The sequence below is a fragment of the Brevibacterium litoralis genome, assembly GCF_040212315.1.
GTDB lineage: Bacteria > Actinomycetota > Actinomycetes > Actinomycetales > Brevibacteriaceae > Brevibacterium > Brevibacterium litoralis.
The window spans coordinates 121,903-136,055 of record NZ_JBDIUY010000014.1; the positions used below are offsets into that span (position 1 = coordinate 121,903).

General features: G+C 69.6%; 14 protein-coding genes and 3 tRNA genes. 13 read left to right on the forward strand and 4 right to left on the reverse strand.

Annotated elements, in window-relative coordinates; translation table 11 throughout:
- Positions 1–2: 2 nt before the first annotated feature.
- Entirely contained in the window at positions 3–1,373 is a 1,371-nt protein-coding gene (locus AAD496_RS04965; RefSeq protein WP_349827545.1) for an alpha/beta fold hydrolase, read from the forward strand.
- Between the two features lie 199 nt (positions 1,374–1,572).
- Here the strand turns inward: AAD496_RS04965 and AAD496_RS04970 are convergent, their stop codons facing one another.
- Entirely contained in the window at positions 1,573–2,301 is a 729-nt protein-coding gene (locus AAD496_RS04970) for an SDR family NAD(P)-dependent oxidoreductase (protein ID WP_349827546.1), read from the reverse strand.
- Between the two features lie 164 nt (positions 2,302–2,465).
- Between AAD496_RS04970 and AAD496_RS04975 the strand changes: the two genes are divergently transcribed.
- From AAD496_RS04975 to AAD496_RS05000, 6 genes are all read left to right on the forward strand, one after another.
- Positions 2,466–2,537: transfer RNA gene (locus AAD496_RS04975), tRNA-Gln, on the forward strand.
- A gap of 1 nt (position 2,538) precedes the next feature.
- A tRNA-Glu gene (locus AAD496_RS04980) sits at positions 2,539–2,611 on the forward strand.
- Between the two features lie 196 nt (positions 2,612–2,807).
- Positions 2,808–3,935 (forward strand): AfsR/SARP family transcriptional regulator, encoded by a 1,128-nt coding sequence (locus AAD496_RS04985; RefSeq protein WP_349827547.1) that lies wholly within the window; start codon positions 2,808–2,810, stop codon positions 3,933–3,935.
- Positions 3,936–3,949: 14 nt separating this feature from the next.
- Positions 3,950–5,473 (forward strand): acetaldehyde dehydrogenase ExaC, encoded by a 1,524-nt coding sequence (gene exaC, locus AAD496_RS04990; RefSeq protein ID WP_349827548.1) that lies wholly within the window; start codon positions 3,950–3,952, stop codon positions 5,471–5,473.
- Positions 5,474–5,603: 130 nt separating this feature from the next.
- On the forward strand, positions 5,604–6,656 hold the full coding sequence (gene adhP, locus AAD496_RS04995; RefSeq protein ID WP_349827549.1) for an alcohol dehydrogenase AdhP: 1,053 nt from the start codon (positions 5,604–5,606) through the stop codon (positions 6,654–6,656).
- Positions 6,657–6,745: 89 nt separating this feature from the next.
- Positions 6,746–7,147 (forward strand): DUF779 domain-containing protein, encoded by a 402-nt coding sequence (locus AAD496_RS05000; RefSeq protein WP_349827550.1) that lies wholly within the window; start codon positions 6,746–6,748, stop codon positions 7,145–7,147.
- On the opposite strand, the gene AAD496_RS05005 is transcribed toward AAD496_RS05000, so the two are convergent.
- Positions 7,144–7,557 carry a hypothetical protein gene (locus tag AAD496_RS05005; RefSeq protein ID WP_349827551.1) on the reverse strand — a complete coding sequence of 138 codons (414 nt, stop codon included), beginning with the start codon at positions 7,555–7,557 and terminating at the stop codon, positions 7,144–7,146. The genes AAD496_RS05000 and AAD496_RS05005 overlap by 4 nt on opposite strands.
- A gap of 186 nt (positions 7,558–7,743) precedes the next feature.
- Between AAD496_RS05005 and AAD496_RS05010 the strand changes: the two genes are divergently transcribed.
- A tRNA-Glu gene (locus AAD496_RS05010) sits at positions 7,744–7,816 on the forward strand.
- A gap of 57 nt (positions 7,817–7,873) precedes the next feature.
- Here the strand turns inward: AAD496_RS05010 and AAD496_RS05015 are convergent.
- Together AAD496_RS05015 and AAD496_RS05020 are read right to left on the reverse strand one after the other, a co-directional pair.
- Positions 7,874–8,506, reverse strand: a complete 633-nt coding sequence (locus tag AAD496_RS05015) for a DUF4282 domain-containing protein (RefSeq protein ID WP_349827552.1) — start codon at positions 8,504–8,506, stop codon at positions 7,874–7,876.
- 167 nt (positions 8,507–8,673) lie between these two features.
- Positions 8,674–9,393 carry an IclR family transcriptional regulator gene (locus AAD496_RS05020; RefSeq protein WP_349827553.1) on the reverse strand — a complete coding sequence of 240 codons (720 nt, stop codon included), beginning with the start codon at positions 9,391–9,393 and terminating at the stop codon, positions 8,674–8,676.
- 176 nt (positions 9,394–9,569) lie between these two features.
- Here AAD496_RS05020 and leuC point away from each other — a divergent pair, with 176 nt between their 5' ends.
- The 5 genes from leuC (at position 9,570) to AAD496_RS05045 (ending at position 14,153) form a co-directional block, all read left to right on the forward strand.
- Positions 9,570–10,988 carry a 3-isopropylmalate dehydratase large subunit gene (gene leuC, locus AAD496_RS05025; RefSeq protein ID WP_349827595.1) on the forward strand — a complete coding sequence of 473 codons (1,419 nt, stop codon included), beginning with the start codon at positions 9,570–9,572 and terminating at the stop codon, positions 10,986–10,988.
- A gap of 80 nt (positions 10,989–11,068) precedes the next feature.
- Positions 11,069–11,668, forward strand: coding sequence for a 3-isopropylmalate dehydratase small subunit (gene leuD, locus AAD496_RS05030; protein ID WP_349827554.1), 600 nt, complete (start codon positions 11,069–11,071; stop codon positions 11,666–11,668).
- A gap of 57 nt (positions 11,669–11,725) precedes the next feature.
- Positions 11,726–12,544, forward strand: coding sequence for a lysophospholipid acyltransferase family protein (locus AAD496_RS05035; RefSeq protein ID WP_349827555.1), 819 nt, complete (start codon positions 11,726–11,728; stop codon positions 12,542–12,544).
- On the forward strand, positions 12,541–13,545 hold the full coding sequence (locus AAD496_RS05040) for an NAD(P)H-dependent glycerol-3-phosphate dehydrogenase (RefSeq protein ID WP_349827556.1): 1,005 nt from the start codon (positions 12,541–12,543) through the stop codon (positions 13,543–13,545). The genes AAD496_RS05035 and AAD496_RS05040 overlap by 4 nt, the downstream gene beginning before the upstream one ends.
- Before the next feature lie 68 nt (positions 13,546–13,613).
- On the forward strand, positions 13,614–14,153 hold the full coding sequence (locus AAD496_RS05045; protein WP_349827557.1) for a YbhB/YbcL family Raf kinase inhibitor-like protein: 540 nt from the start codon (positions 13,614–13,616) through the stop codon (positions 14,151–14,153).

The following is a 14,153-nucleotide window of genomic DNA, read 5'->3' on the forward strand; positions in this document are numbered from 1 at the left end:
GTTTGACGGACGGACCGACCCCGTCGTCCACCGACACCCGGTACCGGACGGCGGCCTACCGCCTGCCCGGCCTCCAGGTCGAGGAGTTCTCCGTCCCGGTGCCGCTCGACCACTTCGGGACCGGCGCCGGTGCCGACCTGGTGGCGGGCACCGGAGGGAAGGGCGCCTCGGGCGCGGGTGAGGTGTGGGAACTGAACGTGTTCGCCCGTGTCGTCGGCGAGCCCGGTTCGACCAAGCCGTTCCTGCTGTACCTGCAGGGTGGTCCCGGCCACGAGGCGTTCCGCCCCACGAAGTCGGAACCTGCCTGGTTGCCCCGGGCTCTGGAGGACTACCGCGTCGTCATGCTCGACCAGCGGGGCACCGGCCGGTCCGGAGCCATCGGTGAGGTCGCCGGGCGTGTGACCGGAGTGCCGGCCGCGCTGGCGCAGGCCCCGGACTCGGATGCGGGTGTCGTCGCGCTCGCCGAGCACCTCATGCACTACCGCGCCGACGCGATCGTCGAGGACGCCGAGGTGGTCCGGAAGGCGCTCAGCATCGACACGTGGAGCGTGCTCGGGCAGTCCTTCGGCGGGTTCTGCACGTTGCGGTACCTGAACGAACACCCGGACTCGCTCGCCGAGGCGTTCTTCACCGGTGGCCTGCCGGCCGTCGACGTCCCGCTGTCCGAGGTCTACTCGACCACGTGGAACGGGATGCGCGGGAAGTCCCGCGACTTCGCGGCCCGGTACCCGCAGACGTCCCCGGCTCTGCGTGCGGCGTCGGAACGGGCGGCGGCCGGTGACCTGGTGCTGCCCGACGGTACCGTCGTGACGCCGGCGCACATCCGATCGCTCGGGCACTACCTGGGAGCGACGGGTGGGGCGGAGAAGCTCGTGTACCTGTTGGAGAACCCGGTCGACTCCGCGGCGTTCCGGCACGACCTGCAGGCGGCATTGCCCTTCGGTGCGCGCAACCCGCTCTACGCGGTCGTGCACGAGAGCTGCTGGGCCAACGGAGGAGCGACCCAGTGGGCGGGGGCGCACGCGATGCCCGCCGACTTCGCCGAGGATCCGACCCTGCTCTCCGGCGAACACATCTTCCCGGAGTTCTTCGCCTCCGGTCCGCTCGCCTTCTGGCGGGACGTCGCCGACGTCCTCACCGAGGTCGAGTGGCCGGTGCTGTGGGAGCCGGCGAAACTGCGGGAGGCGCAGGTGCCAGTCGCTGCGGCCGCCTACTACGCGGATGCATTCGTGCCGCTGCAGTACTCGGAGCCGACCGCCGCGCTGTTGCCTCAGGCGCAGGTGTGGGTGACGAACGAGTACGAGCACAACGGTCTGCGCGCCTCCGGCGGGCACGTCATCGACCACCTCATCGGGCTGGTCCGAGGCAGCTGAACCTGACGCCGCCCGAGCCCCGGCACCGCCCCGCTGAGCTCCACGCCGCCCGCGGGCCCCGGCACCGCCCCGATATCGTTCACGGCCCTCGATATGTGCTGACATATCGAGGGCCGTCGAGGATATCGGGGCGGTGGGGTGCGACTGGGGCGGCGTCGGGCACAGTCGGGACGGTGGGGTGCCGGGGCGGTTTCGCGTCTCAGAGGGAGCGGACCATGCCGCCGTCGACGGGGACCACGCAGCCGGTCACGTATCCGGCGCGCGGGGAGAGGAGGAAGGCGGCGACCTCGCCGAACTCCTCGGGCTCGCCGGCGCGCTGGAGGGGGATGTGGTCGAAGGAGGCGTCCGACCCGGCGAGTCGCGGAGTGCGGATGGGTCCGGGGGAGACACCGAAGACGCGGATGCCGCGCGGCCCGACCTGGTCGGCCATGTCCTTGAGGCTCATGGCGAGACCCGGGCGCAGGCCGTTCGACACGGCGATGGGGGTGAGCGGGTTCCACACCGAGGAACTGAGCACCATGCCGATCGCGCAGCCGGACCCCAGGTTCTCGGCGGCGTGGCGGGCCATTCGGAGGGCACCGAGGAAGACGGATTCGAAGGCGTCGCGCCAGTCCTGTTCCTCCATCTCGAAGAAGGTGCCCTTCCTCGGACCGCCGACGGAGATGAAGACCCCGCCGAGCGGGGAGTCGGGGAAGGCCCGGGCGGCGTGGGCGAAGAGGCGGGAGGGCGCCTCGGGGTCGGCGAGGTCGGCGGTGCATCCGGAGGCGGCGCCGCCCAGCTCGGCGACGGCGGCGTCGACGTTGTCCTGGGTACGGGAGCTCACGACGACGTGGGCTCCTTCGGCGACGAGTGCGCGGGCGGTGGCGAGGCCCAGGCCGGAGGTCCCGCCGGTGACGATGAAGGTGCGGTCCGCGATGTTGAGATCCATGCGGGCATCCTCCCGGATCGGAGGGCCGCGAGGGGTGAGGGACGTCACCCGTTCCGAGGGGGTTCCGGATTTGCGCGGCCGGTTCGGGTGCCTGTAATGTATTCACTCGTTGCCAGGGAGAACGGCGGCCCACAGGGAGCGGTTATCGACGGCAGCGAAACCATTGGGATATGGTGTAATTGGCAGCACGAGTGATTCTGGTTCACTTAGTCTAGGTTCGAGTCCTGGTATCCCAGCGGTCCCGTCGTCTAGGGGCCTAGGACGCCGCCCTCTCAAGGCGGAAACGGCAGTTCGAATCTGCTCGGGACTACAATGCCGATCGACCGCGATCGGAGATGAAGCCCGGAAGGTGAAAACCTTCCGGGCTTCTTCGCGTCCGGGTACCGCCGGATTCGGGTTCCCCGGATTCCGGCCGTGTGTGCCGGTGCGGTGCCGTCGGCCGGCCGCAGAGCCGACCCGGTCTCAGAACTCTCCGGAACGTCGACCGCCATCGCCGGTGATGGACCATGCCTCGAAGTGGGGACGACGCCGTTGCCAGCCATTCGCTGTCCCTGGTGCAGGCGGCCGTCGCCGCCGCTGAGGCCGAGCTCAAGCTCGCCGCGTACGACGCCGCCGGCCGCCCCGCGCCTAGATCCCCGCGCAGATCCGCGCCTCCCAGCCCGACGGCCGGAGCGGCCGCTGGAGCCGCAGCCGGCTTCGAGCGCGGAGCTGGACGGTCGAGCGGGCACGCCGCGCCCACCGCGCAGCTCACCCTGAGCGCTTTGGGGCGCGACGGCGTCGAACTCACCATCGTCCACGGGTCCACCGTTGACGAGGTCACGGCCGCCAGCAAGCCCAACACCACCGATCAGCCCGCCACCGCCGGTCAGCCCAGCTCGGTGCGGCTGACCGGGCGCCACGCGGAGATCCTGACCCTGCTCGCGTGGCATCAGGGTGCAGCCACGTTTGGGCGGAGCGTAGCCGCATCCGGGTGGAGTGCGGCACGGCCCACTGCGGCGGCGGGACTGAGTGCGGACGCGCTGGCGGTCGCGCTCCTCGGCGAGGACGCCCGCCCCGTCACGCTGCGCGCGGAAGTATCGCGGCTGCGGCACGCGCTCGCCGCCTCTGGCGCCGGGATCGCGCTCGAATCGCGCCCCTACCGGCTGGAACCGACTCCGGTGTGCGATGCGCGCCGGGTGCTCGAGCTCATCGGCCGCGGCCGCTACCGCGCCGCCCTCGAGCTGTACCGCGGGCCGATCCTGCCGGCGTCCACCGCCCCGGGGATCGAGGCCATCCGCGCCGAGGTCTCCGGTGCGCTGCGGGAGGCGATGCTCTCCGACGCCGGCCCCGAGGTCCTCATGACCTACCTGGCTCTGCATGAGGCGCACGACGACGTCGCCGCTTGGCGCACCGCGCTGGCCGTGCTGCCGCCGCGCTCACCGCGCCGCGCTGTCGTCGTCTCCCACCTGGAGACGCTGGAAGCGTACGGCGAGGCACAGTCCTCACGAACACACTCCCCACGTGCCGCGTCCGCACGGTTGCAACGCTGGTGCAACCTTCCGGGGCGTAGCGTCGGCACCGTGCAGCAGGCCCGGCCGGGACGTCCGGCGGGTCACACGCTGCAGGACACACACTGCCGGACACATCCTGCCTGACGAAGGAGACACGCATGACTGTCTACGCCAACCCGGGGACTGAGGGCTCGCTGATCACGTTCAAGCCCCGCTATGAGCACTACATCGGCGGCGAGTGGAAGGCCCCGATCAAGGGCGAGTACTTCGAGAACGTCACGCCCGTGACCGGGCAGGGCTTCTGCGAGGTCGGCCGCGGCACGGCCGAGGACATCGAGGCCGCCCTCGACGCCGCCCACGCGGCCGCACCGGCGTGGGGGAAGACGAGCGCGGCCGAGCGCGCTCTGATCCTCCACCGCATCGCGGACCGCATCGAGGAGAACCTCGAAATGATGGCCGTGGCCGAAACCTGGGACAACGGCAAGGCCATCCGCGAGTGCCTGAACGCCGACCTGCCGCTGGCAGTTGACCACTTCCGCTACTTCGCCGGAGCAATCCGCGCCCAGGAAGGCAGCCTCTCCCAGCTCGACGACGACACCACCGCATACCACTACCACGAGCCGCTGGGCGTGGTCGGGCAGATCATCCCGTGGAACTTCCCGATCCTCATGGCCGTCTGGAAGCTCGCCCCGGCGCTGGCAGCAGGCAACGCCGTCGTGCTGAAACCCGCCGAGCAGACGCCGGTCTCGATCCTGGTACTCATGGAGCTGATCGGCGACCTGTTGCCAGCCGGCGTGCTGAACGTGGTCAACGGCTTCGGCGTGGAAGCGGGCAAGCCGCTGGCATCGAACAAGCGCATCCGCAAGATCGCCTTCACCGGCGAGACCACCACCGGCCGTCTGATCATGCAGTACGCCTCCGAGAACCTGATTCCGGTCACCCTGGAGCTGGGCGGCAAGTCCCCTAACATCTTCTTCGAGGACATCGCCGCTGCCGACGATGCCTTCTACGACAAGGCCCAGGAAGGTTTCACCCTGTTCGCGCTGAACCAAGGCGAGGTCTGCACCTGCCCATCGCGTGCACTGATCCAGGAAAGCATCTACGAGAAGTTCATGGGAGATGTCGTGGCCCGTACCAAGGCCATCAAGCAGGGCCACCCGCTGGATACCGAGACCATGATGGGTGCCCAGGCCTCTAATGACCAGCTGGAGAAGATCCTGTCCTACATGGACATCGGCAAAGCCGAGGGTGCCAAGGTGCTGCTTGGCGGCGGCCGCGCGGATCTGGGCGGGGAACTGTCCGGCGGCTTCTACGTGCAGCCGACCATCTTCGAGGGCACCAATGACATGCGCATCTTCCAGGAGGAGATCTTCGGTCCGGTGGTCGCGGTGACCAAGTTCAAGGACTACGACGACGCGATCTCCATCGCCAACGACACCCTGTACGGACTGGGTTCGGGCGTGTGGAGCCGCAACGGCAACGTGGCCTACCGCGCCGGCCGAGCCATCCAGGCAGGCCGCGTGTGGGTCAACCAGTACCACGCCTACCCGGCGCACTCCGCCTTCGGCGGATACAAGTCCTCGGGCATCGGACGGGAAAACCACCTGATGATGCTGGACCACTACCAGCAGACCAAGAACCTGCTGGTCTCCTACTCGGAGGACAAGCTCGGCTTCTTCTAGGCCGAGCATTCCCGGAACGCCAGCCACGCTCCCGGCCGCACCGCGCATTTCACGCCGGTTCGACCCGCGAGTCCCTGAGTTCGAGACACCGTTCGAGACACCATTCGAGACAGAGTTCAAAGGAGAACCCATGAGCACGATGAAAGCAGCAGTAGTCCAGCAGTTCGGCGAGCCGCTCGGGGTCACCGAGCAGCAGATCCCCACACCCGGCCCGGGCCAGGTGCTCGTCCGGTTGATCGCCTCCGGCGTCTGCCACACCGACCTGCACGCCGCCGAGGGCGACTGGCCCGTCAAGCCGACGCCTCCCTTCATCCCCGGCCATGAGGGCGTGGGAACGGTGGAGGCGGTGGGCCCGGGCGTCGAGGGGATCGCGGTCGGGGACCTGGTCGGCAACGCCTGGCTGGCCAACGCATGCGGCTCCTGCGAGTACTGCCGCACCGGTTGGGAGACGCTCTGCGAGGCACAGCAGAACGGCGGCTACTCGGTGGACGGCTCCTTCGGGGAGTACATGCTGGTGGAGGAGCGATTCGCCGCCCGCATCCCGGAGGGCGCTGACCCGTACGAGATCGCCCCCGTGCTGTGCGCGGGCGTGACCGTGTACAAGGGGCTGAAGATGACCGAGGCCCGGCCCGGGCAGTGGGTGGCGATCTCCGGCATCGGCGGACTGGGCCACATCGCGGTGCAGTACGCCGTCGCCATGGGGCTCCGGGTCGCCGCCATCGACGTGGCCGACGACAAGCTGGCGCTGGCCCGCCAGCACGGTGCCGAGGTGACGGTCAACGCGTTCGCCGAGGACCCGGCCGAGGCGATCCAGCAGGCCACCGGAGGAGTCCACGGCGTGCTGGTGACCGCCGTCCATCCTGACGCTTTCGGGCAGGCCATCGGCATGGCGCGGCGGGGCGGGACGATCGTCTTCAACGGCCTGCCGCCCGGGGACTTCCCGGCCCCGATCTTCGACATCGTCCTGAAGGGCCTGACCATCCGCGGCTCGATCGTCGGGACGCGACAGGACATGGACGAGGCACTGGACTTCTACGCAAGGGGTCTCATCCATCCGACGTTCCACAAGCGGCCGCTCGAGGACGTCAACGCCGTGTTCGACGAGATGCGCCACGCCAAGATCGAGGGCCGCGTTGTCATCGAGTACGCGGGCGCGGACGCGCAGGCCGTCGCCACGTCCTAGTCACCCGCCGTCCGGCGGCGGGATCCTGCCCCAGCGGGGCGGGCCGGCGAACGCCTCGGCCCGCCCCCCTCGACCGAGAGGACCGACCCATGGAGCATGAGCTCGAAGCGCGCCCGCGGATCGAGGGCGAGGAGGTCTCCCGCGTGGCCCTCAGCGCGGCAGCGGTGGATCTGCTGCGGCGGCTGTGGGGACGGCACGGGCCCCTGATGTTCCACCAGTCCGGCGGATGCTGCGACGGGTCGTCGCCGATGTGCTTCCCTGCGGGGGACTTCAAGACCGGCGACGCGGACGTGCTGCTCGGGACGTTCGACCTGACCGACGCGGCCGGCCGGCCGCTGGGCGAGCTGGACTTCTGGATGTCCGTGGAGCAGTTCGCCTACTGGAAGCACACCCACCTGACGGTGGATGTCGTGGAGGGTCGCGGCTCCGGCTTCTCGGTGGAGGCGCCGGAGGGCAAGCGGTTCCTGATCCGCAGCGAACTGCTGGACTAGCGCTGTTGGGCGGGGCAGCGGCCGTCGGTGGTGAACGTCGTGGTCGCACCCTCCGTTCCGACGATGTCGACTGTCCATTCGATCTCGCCCCGGAATCGTGCTCGACACGATTCCGGGGCGATGTCGACTGTCCATTCGATCTCACCTCGGAATCGTGTCGAGCACGCGGTGTCGATGGCATTGCCCAGTACGTCCGGATCGGCCGGAACAGTGAGGGAGAGGTCTGAGTCGAATGTGAAGGGGAGCACCTCGACGTGCTGTGCCTCGTACTCGATGACCCCGGGTGTCGAGCCGACCGCGTCGGTGAACGCCTGACGTTCGTCGTGACGGGAGTTGCAACCGGAGAGCAGGACGAGCGCGAGGGTGCTGGCGAACCCGGTCCGAATGATGGTGGATGGACGTTTCTCCATGGACCTCATCCTCTTCGGTCACGGCGCTCTCAGGCGTTCGGCCGAGTATCAGTTCAGTGTCACCGGAAAGGCGAGACCGCGCGCGGACCTGTGATGCATATCGCCTCTCTCCGGCTTGGAGGCGGAGGTGCCGGTGGGATAGAGTTATCTCTCGTTGCAAGGGAAGCTGCGCGACACCGCAAATGCGGTCCCGTCGTCTAGGGGCCTAGGACGCCGCCCTCTCAAGGCGGAAACGGCAGTTCGAATCTGCTCGGGACTACAGAGATCGAAAAAGCCCGGAAGGTGAAGACCTTCCGGGCTTCTTCGCGTCCGCGGTTCAGTCGCCGGACTGTGCCTCCACGAGCTTGGAGGTGTTCTGCGCCGTGCGGACGTTCGCCGCGATCCACTCGAGGGCGACACGGCCGAACACGATGTAAAAGGCACCGGGGATCCAGCCGAACAGGATCGCGAGGATGCCGAAGACGGGGTTGTAGTCGCCCCAGGGGTTGATCGCGCCGGCCGCGAAGCCGCAGACGATCCAGCTGATCCAGGTGAGCGCCGCGACGACGAAGATGAGGACGTAGAGGATCCCCAGGAACTTCAGTGTGACGTAGTGCTTGAAGCGGAAGTCGAAAAGGGCCTTGAAGAAGCCCGGGTCCTCGGTCGAGTTCTTCCGCGAGGGGAAATCGGCGGCGGGAGCCTGCTGGCCGTGACCGGGTGCGGCGGCCGCAGCACCCGACCCGTAGACGCCGGTGGCTCCGGAGCCGTACGCCTCGCCGGCCGGTGCGCCGGAGCCGTACTGCTGGCCGCCGTTGGGTGCGGCCGGCTGCTGGGCCTGGGGCTGTTGAGGCGCCTGTCCGTACTGCGGTGCCTGCGAACCGTACTGCTGACCGTCGTACTGCTGACCGTACTGGTTCGGGTCCTGCGGCTGCTGTCCGGGGGAGTAGGGGCCCTGGGGTGGTTGCGACAAGGGGGTCTCCTGCGGGTGGTGGTCCGTGATCCGTCCGATACCACTCTGCCACGTGCGGCCCTGGAGTAGCGGTTTCCGGCGTCATTCGCCGTCCGGATTCGTCCGGAGTCCACAGGGTATTCACCCACCGGCGGGAGCACGCTCCCACCGGTGACCCACGCGAGGATTCACACGCGGCTCAGCGACTCCGTGAGTGCCTTGGCTGCCTCGAGGATCGACTGCGCGTGCAGGCGCCCGGGCTGGCGGGTCAGCCGTTCGATCGGGCCGGAGATGGACACCGCGGCGACCACGCGGTTGGACGGGCCACGGACGGGCGCCGACACCGAGGCGACCCCGCGCTCACGTTCCGCAATGCTCTGAGCCCACCCGCGCCGGCGGATGCCGGAAAGCATGGTGGCGGAGAACCGGGCGCCGCGCAGACCGGTGTGCAGACGGTCCGGCTCCTCCCAGGCCAACAGGATCTGGGCGGCGGACCCGGCCCGCATGCTCAGGGTCGCACCGACGGGGACGGAGTCGCGCAGACCCACGGGGCGCTCGGCCGTCGCGACGCACAGGCGCAGATCACCCTGGCGGCGGAACAGTTGTGCGCTCTCGCCGGTGCGATCGCGCAGCTGGGCGAGAATGGGACCGGCGGCGGCCAGCAAGCGGTCCTCGCCGGCGGCCGAGGACAGCTCGGACAGCCGGGGGCCGAGGACGAACCGCCCCTGCAGGTCGCGCCCGACGAACCGGTGGTACTCCAGTGCGACCGCGAGCCGGTGCGCCGTCGGCCGTGCCAGGCCGGTGAGTGACACGAGTTCCGCCAGGGACGCCGGACCGGCTTCGAGTGCGGAGAGGACCAGCGCGGCCTTGTCGATGACTCCGACGCCGCTTCCCGATTCAGTGCTCATGCTCACATCTTTGCGTCTCGCCATTCGATATGCAAGTTCGACAGGCAAGACAGGTGATTAGCATGTGGACACGACGGCGCGGTCGTGACCCGGCTGCGCCCACCCGCCGTCCGCCCGTGGATCCGGGCGAACGGACCGGGGGAGACGACCACCAGGACCACCAGGAGGACCGGACCATGGGTATGACGCTCGCCGAGAAGGTGTGGGCCGACCACGTCGTGACCAAGGGGGAGGGGGAGAGCCCCGACCTCATTCACATCGACCTCCACCTCGTCCACGAGGTTACGAGCCCGCAGGCCTTCGAGGGACTGCGGCTGGCCGGTCGGCAGGTGCGCCGCCCCGATCTCACGATCGCGACCGAGGACCACAACACCCCGACGATCGACATCGGCAAGCCGATCGCGGACCCCACCTCCCGCAAGCAGATCGAGACCCTGCGTACGAACGCGGAGGAGTTCGGTATCCGCCTGCACTCCCTCGGTGACGCCGAGCAGGGCATCGTCCACGTGGTCGGCCCGCAGCTGGGCCTCACCCAGCCGGGCATGACGGTCGTCTGCGGTGACTCCCACACCTCGACCCACGGCGCCTTCGGGTCCCTGGCCATGGGCATCGGCACCTCCGAGGTCGAGCACGTCCTCGCCACCCAGACCCTCCGTCTCAAGCCCTTCAAGACCATGGCGATCACCATCGAGGGCGACCTGCCCGAGGGGTCGACCTCCAAGGACGTCATCCTCGCCGTCATCGCGAAGATCGGCACCGGCGGCGGCCAGGGCTACGTCCTGGAGTACCGCGGTGCCGCCGTCGAGGCGATGTCGATGGAGGCCCGGATGACGATGTGCAACATGTCGATCGAGGCCGGTGCACGCGCGGGCATGATCGCCCCGGACCAGACGACCTTCGACTACGTGCAGGGCCGCCCCCACGCCCCGCAGGGGGAGGACTGGGACGCCGCCGTCGAGTACTGGAAGACCCTGCGCACCGACGACGACGCGCAGTTCGACGCCGAGGTCGTCCTGCAGGCGGAGGACATCGAACCCTTCGTCACCTGGGGCACGAACCCCGGCCAGGGCCTGCCGCTCTCGGCGGCCGTCCCGGACCCGGAGGACTTCCCGGACGAGAACGACAAGACCGCGGCGAAGAACGCACTCGCCTACATGGGTCTGACCCCCGGCACGCCGTTGCGGGAGATCGCCATCGACACCGTCTTCCTCGGTTCCTGCACCAACAGCCGGATGGAGGATCTGCGCGCGGCGGCCGAGGTCGTCAAGGGCCGGAAGAAGGCGGAGAACGTCCGCTTCATGGTAGTCCCCGGGTCCGCCCGCGTCCGTCTGGAGGCCGAGGCCGAGGGCCTCGACAAGGTCTTCACCGACTTCGGCGCGGAATGGCGGTTCGCCGGCTGCTCCATGTGCCTGGGCATGAACCCGGACCAGCTGAGCGAGGGCGAACGCTGCGCCTCGACCTCGAACCGCAACTTCGAGGGCCGCCAGGGCAAGGGCGGCCGCACCCACCTGGTCAGCCCCCTCGTCGCCGCCGCGACCGCCGTCCGCGGCACCCTGTCCTCGCCCGCCGACATCGACCCCGTCGCGTCCGCCTGAGACCCCGCCGCCGAGGCGCCCCGCCCGCGGGCACTTCGCGTCGAGGTCCCGGCCGCACCCACGGACACAGGAGACACACCATGGAGAGCTTCACCACCCACACCGGCGTCGGCGTGCCACTGCGCCGTTCCAACGTCGACACCGACCAGATCATCCCCGCCGTCTACCTCAAGCGCGTGACCCGCACCGGGTTCGAGGACGCGTTGTTCGCCGGTTGGCGCAAGGACCCCGACTTCCTGCTCAACCGTGAGCCGTGGAACACCGGATCCGTCCTCGTCGCCGGCCCCGACTTCGGTACCGGCTCCTCCCGTGAGCACGCGGTGTGGGCGCTCCACGACTTCGGGTTCCGCACCGTCCTGTCCTCGCGCTTCGCGGACATCTTCCGCGGCAACGCCGGCAAGAACGGGGTGCTCGCCGCCGAGCTCGAACAGGCCGACATCGAGATCATCTGGAAGATCCTGGAGTCCCAGCCCGGCACGGAGGTCACAGTCGACCTGGAGTCGAGGACCGTCACGTGCGACACCGTGACGGTGCCTTTCCAGATCGACGACTTCACCCGGTACCGCCTGCTGGAGGGCCTCGACGACATCGGGCTGACCCTCAAGGACGAGGACGCGATCGCCGCCTACGAGGCGCGCTACCCCTCCTTCAAACCGCGGACCCTCCCGGCCCGCACCTGAAGCCCGGATAGGATGGGCCGACGGACCCCCACCATCGGCACGAGGACGTACAGAGGCATGACAGACACCACCGGGAACGCGCCGGTCAACCCGTCCGAGGAGCCCGCGGACCTCGATCTCACCTCCTTCGACGAGGACGCGATCACCGGGCACTACCGGAACGCCGGCTGGGTCGCCCCGCCCCTCATGGTCGGTATGCGTGCCTTCGGGCGGACGGCGACGACCGGTGTCGAGAACCTCCGGATGGAGGGGCCGGTCATCGTCGCCGCATACCACGCCTCGTACCTCGACCCGCTCGTCGTGGGCATCGACATGTGGAAGCGGGGGCGTCTGCCGCACTTCCTCGCCAAGTCGGGCCTCTTCACGGGGTTCATCGGGACGGTCCTCCGCGGGGTCGGCCAGATCCCCGTGCTGCGCGGGTCCAAGCGCGCCGTCGACTCCCTGCACTACGCCCGCCGTGCGCTCGCCGCCGGCGAGGCCGTCGTCGTCTACCCGCAGGGCACCGTGACGAAGGACCCGGACCTGTGGCCGGAGGCCTCGAAGACCGGTCTCGCCCGCCTCGCGCTCGTCACCGGCGCCCCGATCGTGCCGGTCGTCCACTGGGGCCTCGACAGCCGCATGCCCGTGGGCGCGAAGATCCCCCGCCCGCACCCGCGTCACACGACGCTGCTGCACTACGGCGAGGAGATCCACTACGAGGACATCGCCGACGGTGAGGCGCCCGTCCACGACCTCACCGACCGCATCACCTCCCACCTCGCGGCCCATCTGGCCCGCCTCTCCGGTCGTCCGATGCCGCAGCGGTTCGTCGCTGCTCTCCAAGCCGACCCGCACGTGTCCACCCCGCCCCCGCTCGCCGAGGAGGAACAGGCATGAAGGTCGCCGTCCTCGGGGCCGGGTCGTGGGGCACGACCTTCGCCAAGGTCGTCGCCGACGCCGGCCACCCCGTGACCCTGTGGGCCCGCCGGGACGAGGTCGCCGTGGAGATCCGCGACACCCACCGGAACTCCACGTACCTGGGCGACACCGTCCTGCCGGACCTACTGACCGCCACCTCCGACGCCGCCGAGGCGCTCTCCGGGGCCGGTGTCGTCGTACTCGCGGTGCCCGCCCAGACCCTGCGGGAGAACCTCGCCGGGTGGCGGAACCTGCTGGCGGACGGGGTCGTCCTCGTGAGCCTCATGAAGGGCATCGAGGTCGCCACCGGGGACCGGATGTCGACGGTCATCGCCGAGGCCGCGCAGGTGCCCCTCGAGCGGGTGGCCGTCGTGTCGGGGCCCAACCTCGCCAAGGAGATCGCCGACGAGCAGCCGACGGCCACCGTCGTCGCCGCCGCCGACGTCCACGTCGCGGAGACCGTCGCCGGACTCTGCGCCGCCCCCTACTTCCGCCCCTATACGAACACCGACGTCGTCGGTGCCGAACTCGGCGGGGCGATCAAGAACGTCATCGCGCTCGCCGTCGGGATCGCCGACGGGCGCGGGCTGGGCGACAACTCGAAGGCCTCGCTCATCACCCGGGGCCTCGCCGAGACCACCCGTCTGGGGCTGGCGCTGGGCGCCGAGGCGCACACGCTCGCCGGCCTCGCCGGGCTCGGTGACCTCGTGGCGACTTGCGCCTCGCCGCTGTCGCGCAACCGGTCCTTCGGTGCGCTGCTCGGCCAGGGCCTCACGGTCGAACAGGCGCAGGAACGGAGCAACCGGACCGTCGAGGGCGTGAAGAGTGCGGCCGCCGTCCTGCAGCTCGGGGCCCGGCACGGTGTCGACCTACCGATCACCCAGGCCGTCGTCGGGGTCCTCACCGGTCGCGTCGGCGTTGACGGGCTGGCGGATCTGTTGTTGGCTCGGAAGCGGAAACACGAGGGCCCGCAGCACTGATCGCACAGTACTGATCGCACAGCGCGGATCGGTCGGGTCCTCGACCACCCACCTCGAACGGAGTACTCATGGCCGAGTTCCTCAACGATCCCTTCGCCAATCTGGCGGACGTCCCCACCTTCACCGTCACCTCGGAGACCTTCTCCGAGGGCGACACCGTCCCGGCCCCGCAGCGGTCCAAGGCCTTCGGCGTGCCCGGTGGCGAGGACCTCTCGCCCCAGCTGTCGTGGAGCGGCTTCCCGGAGGAGACGAAGGCCTTCGCCGTCACCTGCTTCGACCCCGAGGCGCCCACCGGTTCCGGCTTCTGGCACTGGGTCGTCGCGGACCTCCCGGCCGACGTCACCTCCCTGCCCGTCGGTGCCGGTACCCCCGGCTCGGACCTGCTGCCCGCCGGTGCCGTGACCTTCCGCAACGACGGGGGCGCGGAGGGTTACATCGGCGCCGCACCCCCGGCAGGTCACGGCCTGCACCGCTACTTCTTCATCGTCCACGCCCTGTCCGAACCGCTCGGCCTGGAGCCCGGTGGCTCGCCCGCCTTCGTGGGATTCAACATGTTCTTCAAGAGCATCGGGCGTGCCTGGATCACGGCGACCTTCGAGGTCGAGTAA

Excerpts from the sequence above, each read along its gene's own strand:
- AAD496_RS04970 (WP_349827546.1), bottom strand. The coding sequence starts at position 2,301 with ATGGATCTCAACATCGCGGACCGCACCTTCATCGTCACCGGCGGGACC.
- AAD496_RS04985 (WP_349827547.1), top strand. The coding sequence starts at position 2,808 with ATGCCTCGAAGTGGGGACGACGCCGTTGCCAGCCATTCGCTGTCCCTG.
- exaC (WP_349827548.1), top strand. The coding sequence starts at position 3,950 with ATGACTGTCTACGCCAACCCGGGGACTGAGGGCTCGCTGATCACGTTC.
- adhP (WP_349827549.1), top strand. The coding sequence starts at position 5,604 with ATGAGCACGATGAAAGCAGCAGTAGTCCAGCAGTTCGGCGAGCCGCTC.
- AAD496_RS05000 (WP_349827550.1), top strand. The coding sequence starts at position 6,746 with ATGGAGCATGAGCTCGAAGCGCGCCCGCGGATCGAGGGCGAGGAGGTC.
- AAD496_RS05005 (WP_349827551.1), bottom strand. The coding sequence starts at position 7,557 with ATGGAGAAACGTCCATCCACCATCATTCGGACCGGGTTCGCCAGCACC.
- AAD496_RS05020 (WP_349827553.1), bottom strand. The coding sequence starts at position 9,393 with ATGAGCACTGAATCGGGAAGCGGCGTCGGAGTCATCGACAAGGCCGCG.
- leuC (WP_349827595.1), top strand. The coding sequence starts at position 9,570 with ATGGGTATGACGCTCGCCGAGAAGGTGTGGGCCGACCACGTCGTGACC.
- leuD (WP_349827554.1), top strand. The coding sequence starts at position 11,069 with ATGGAGAGCTTCACCACCCACACCGGCGTCGGCGTGCCACTGCGCCGT.
- AAD496_RS05035 (WP_349827555.1), top strand. The coding sequence starts at position 11,726 with ATGACAGACACCACCGGGAACGCGCCGGTCAACCCGTCCGAGGAGCCC.
- AAD496_RS05040 (WP_349827556.1), top strand. The coding sequence starts at position 12,541 with ATGAAGGTCGCCGTCCTCGGGGCCGGGTCGTGGGGCACGACCTTCGCC.
- AAD496_RS05045 (WP_349827557.1), top strand. The coding sequence starts at position 13,614 with ATGGCCGAGTTCCTCAACGATCCCTTCGCCAATCTGGCGGACGTCCCC.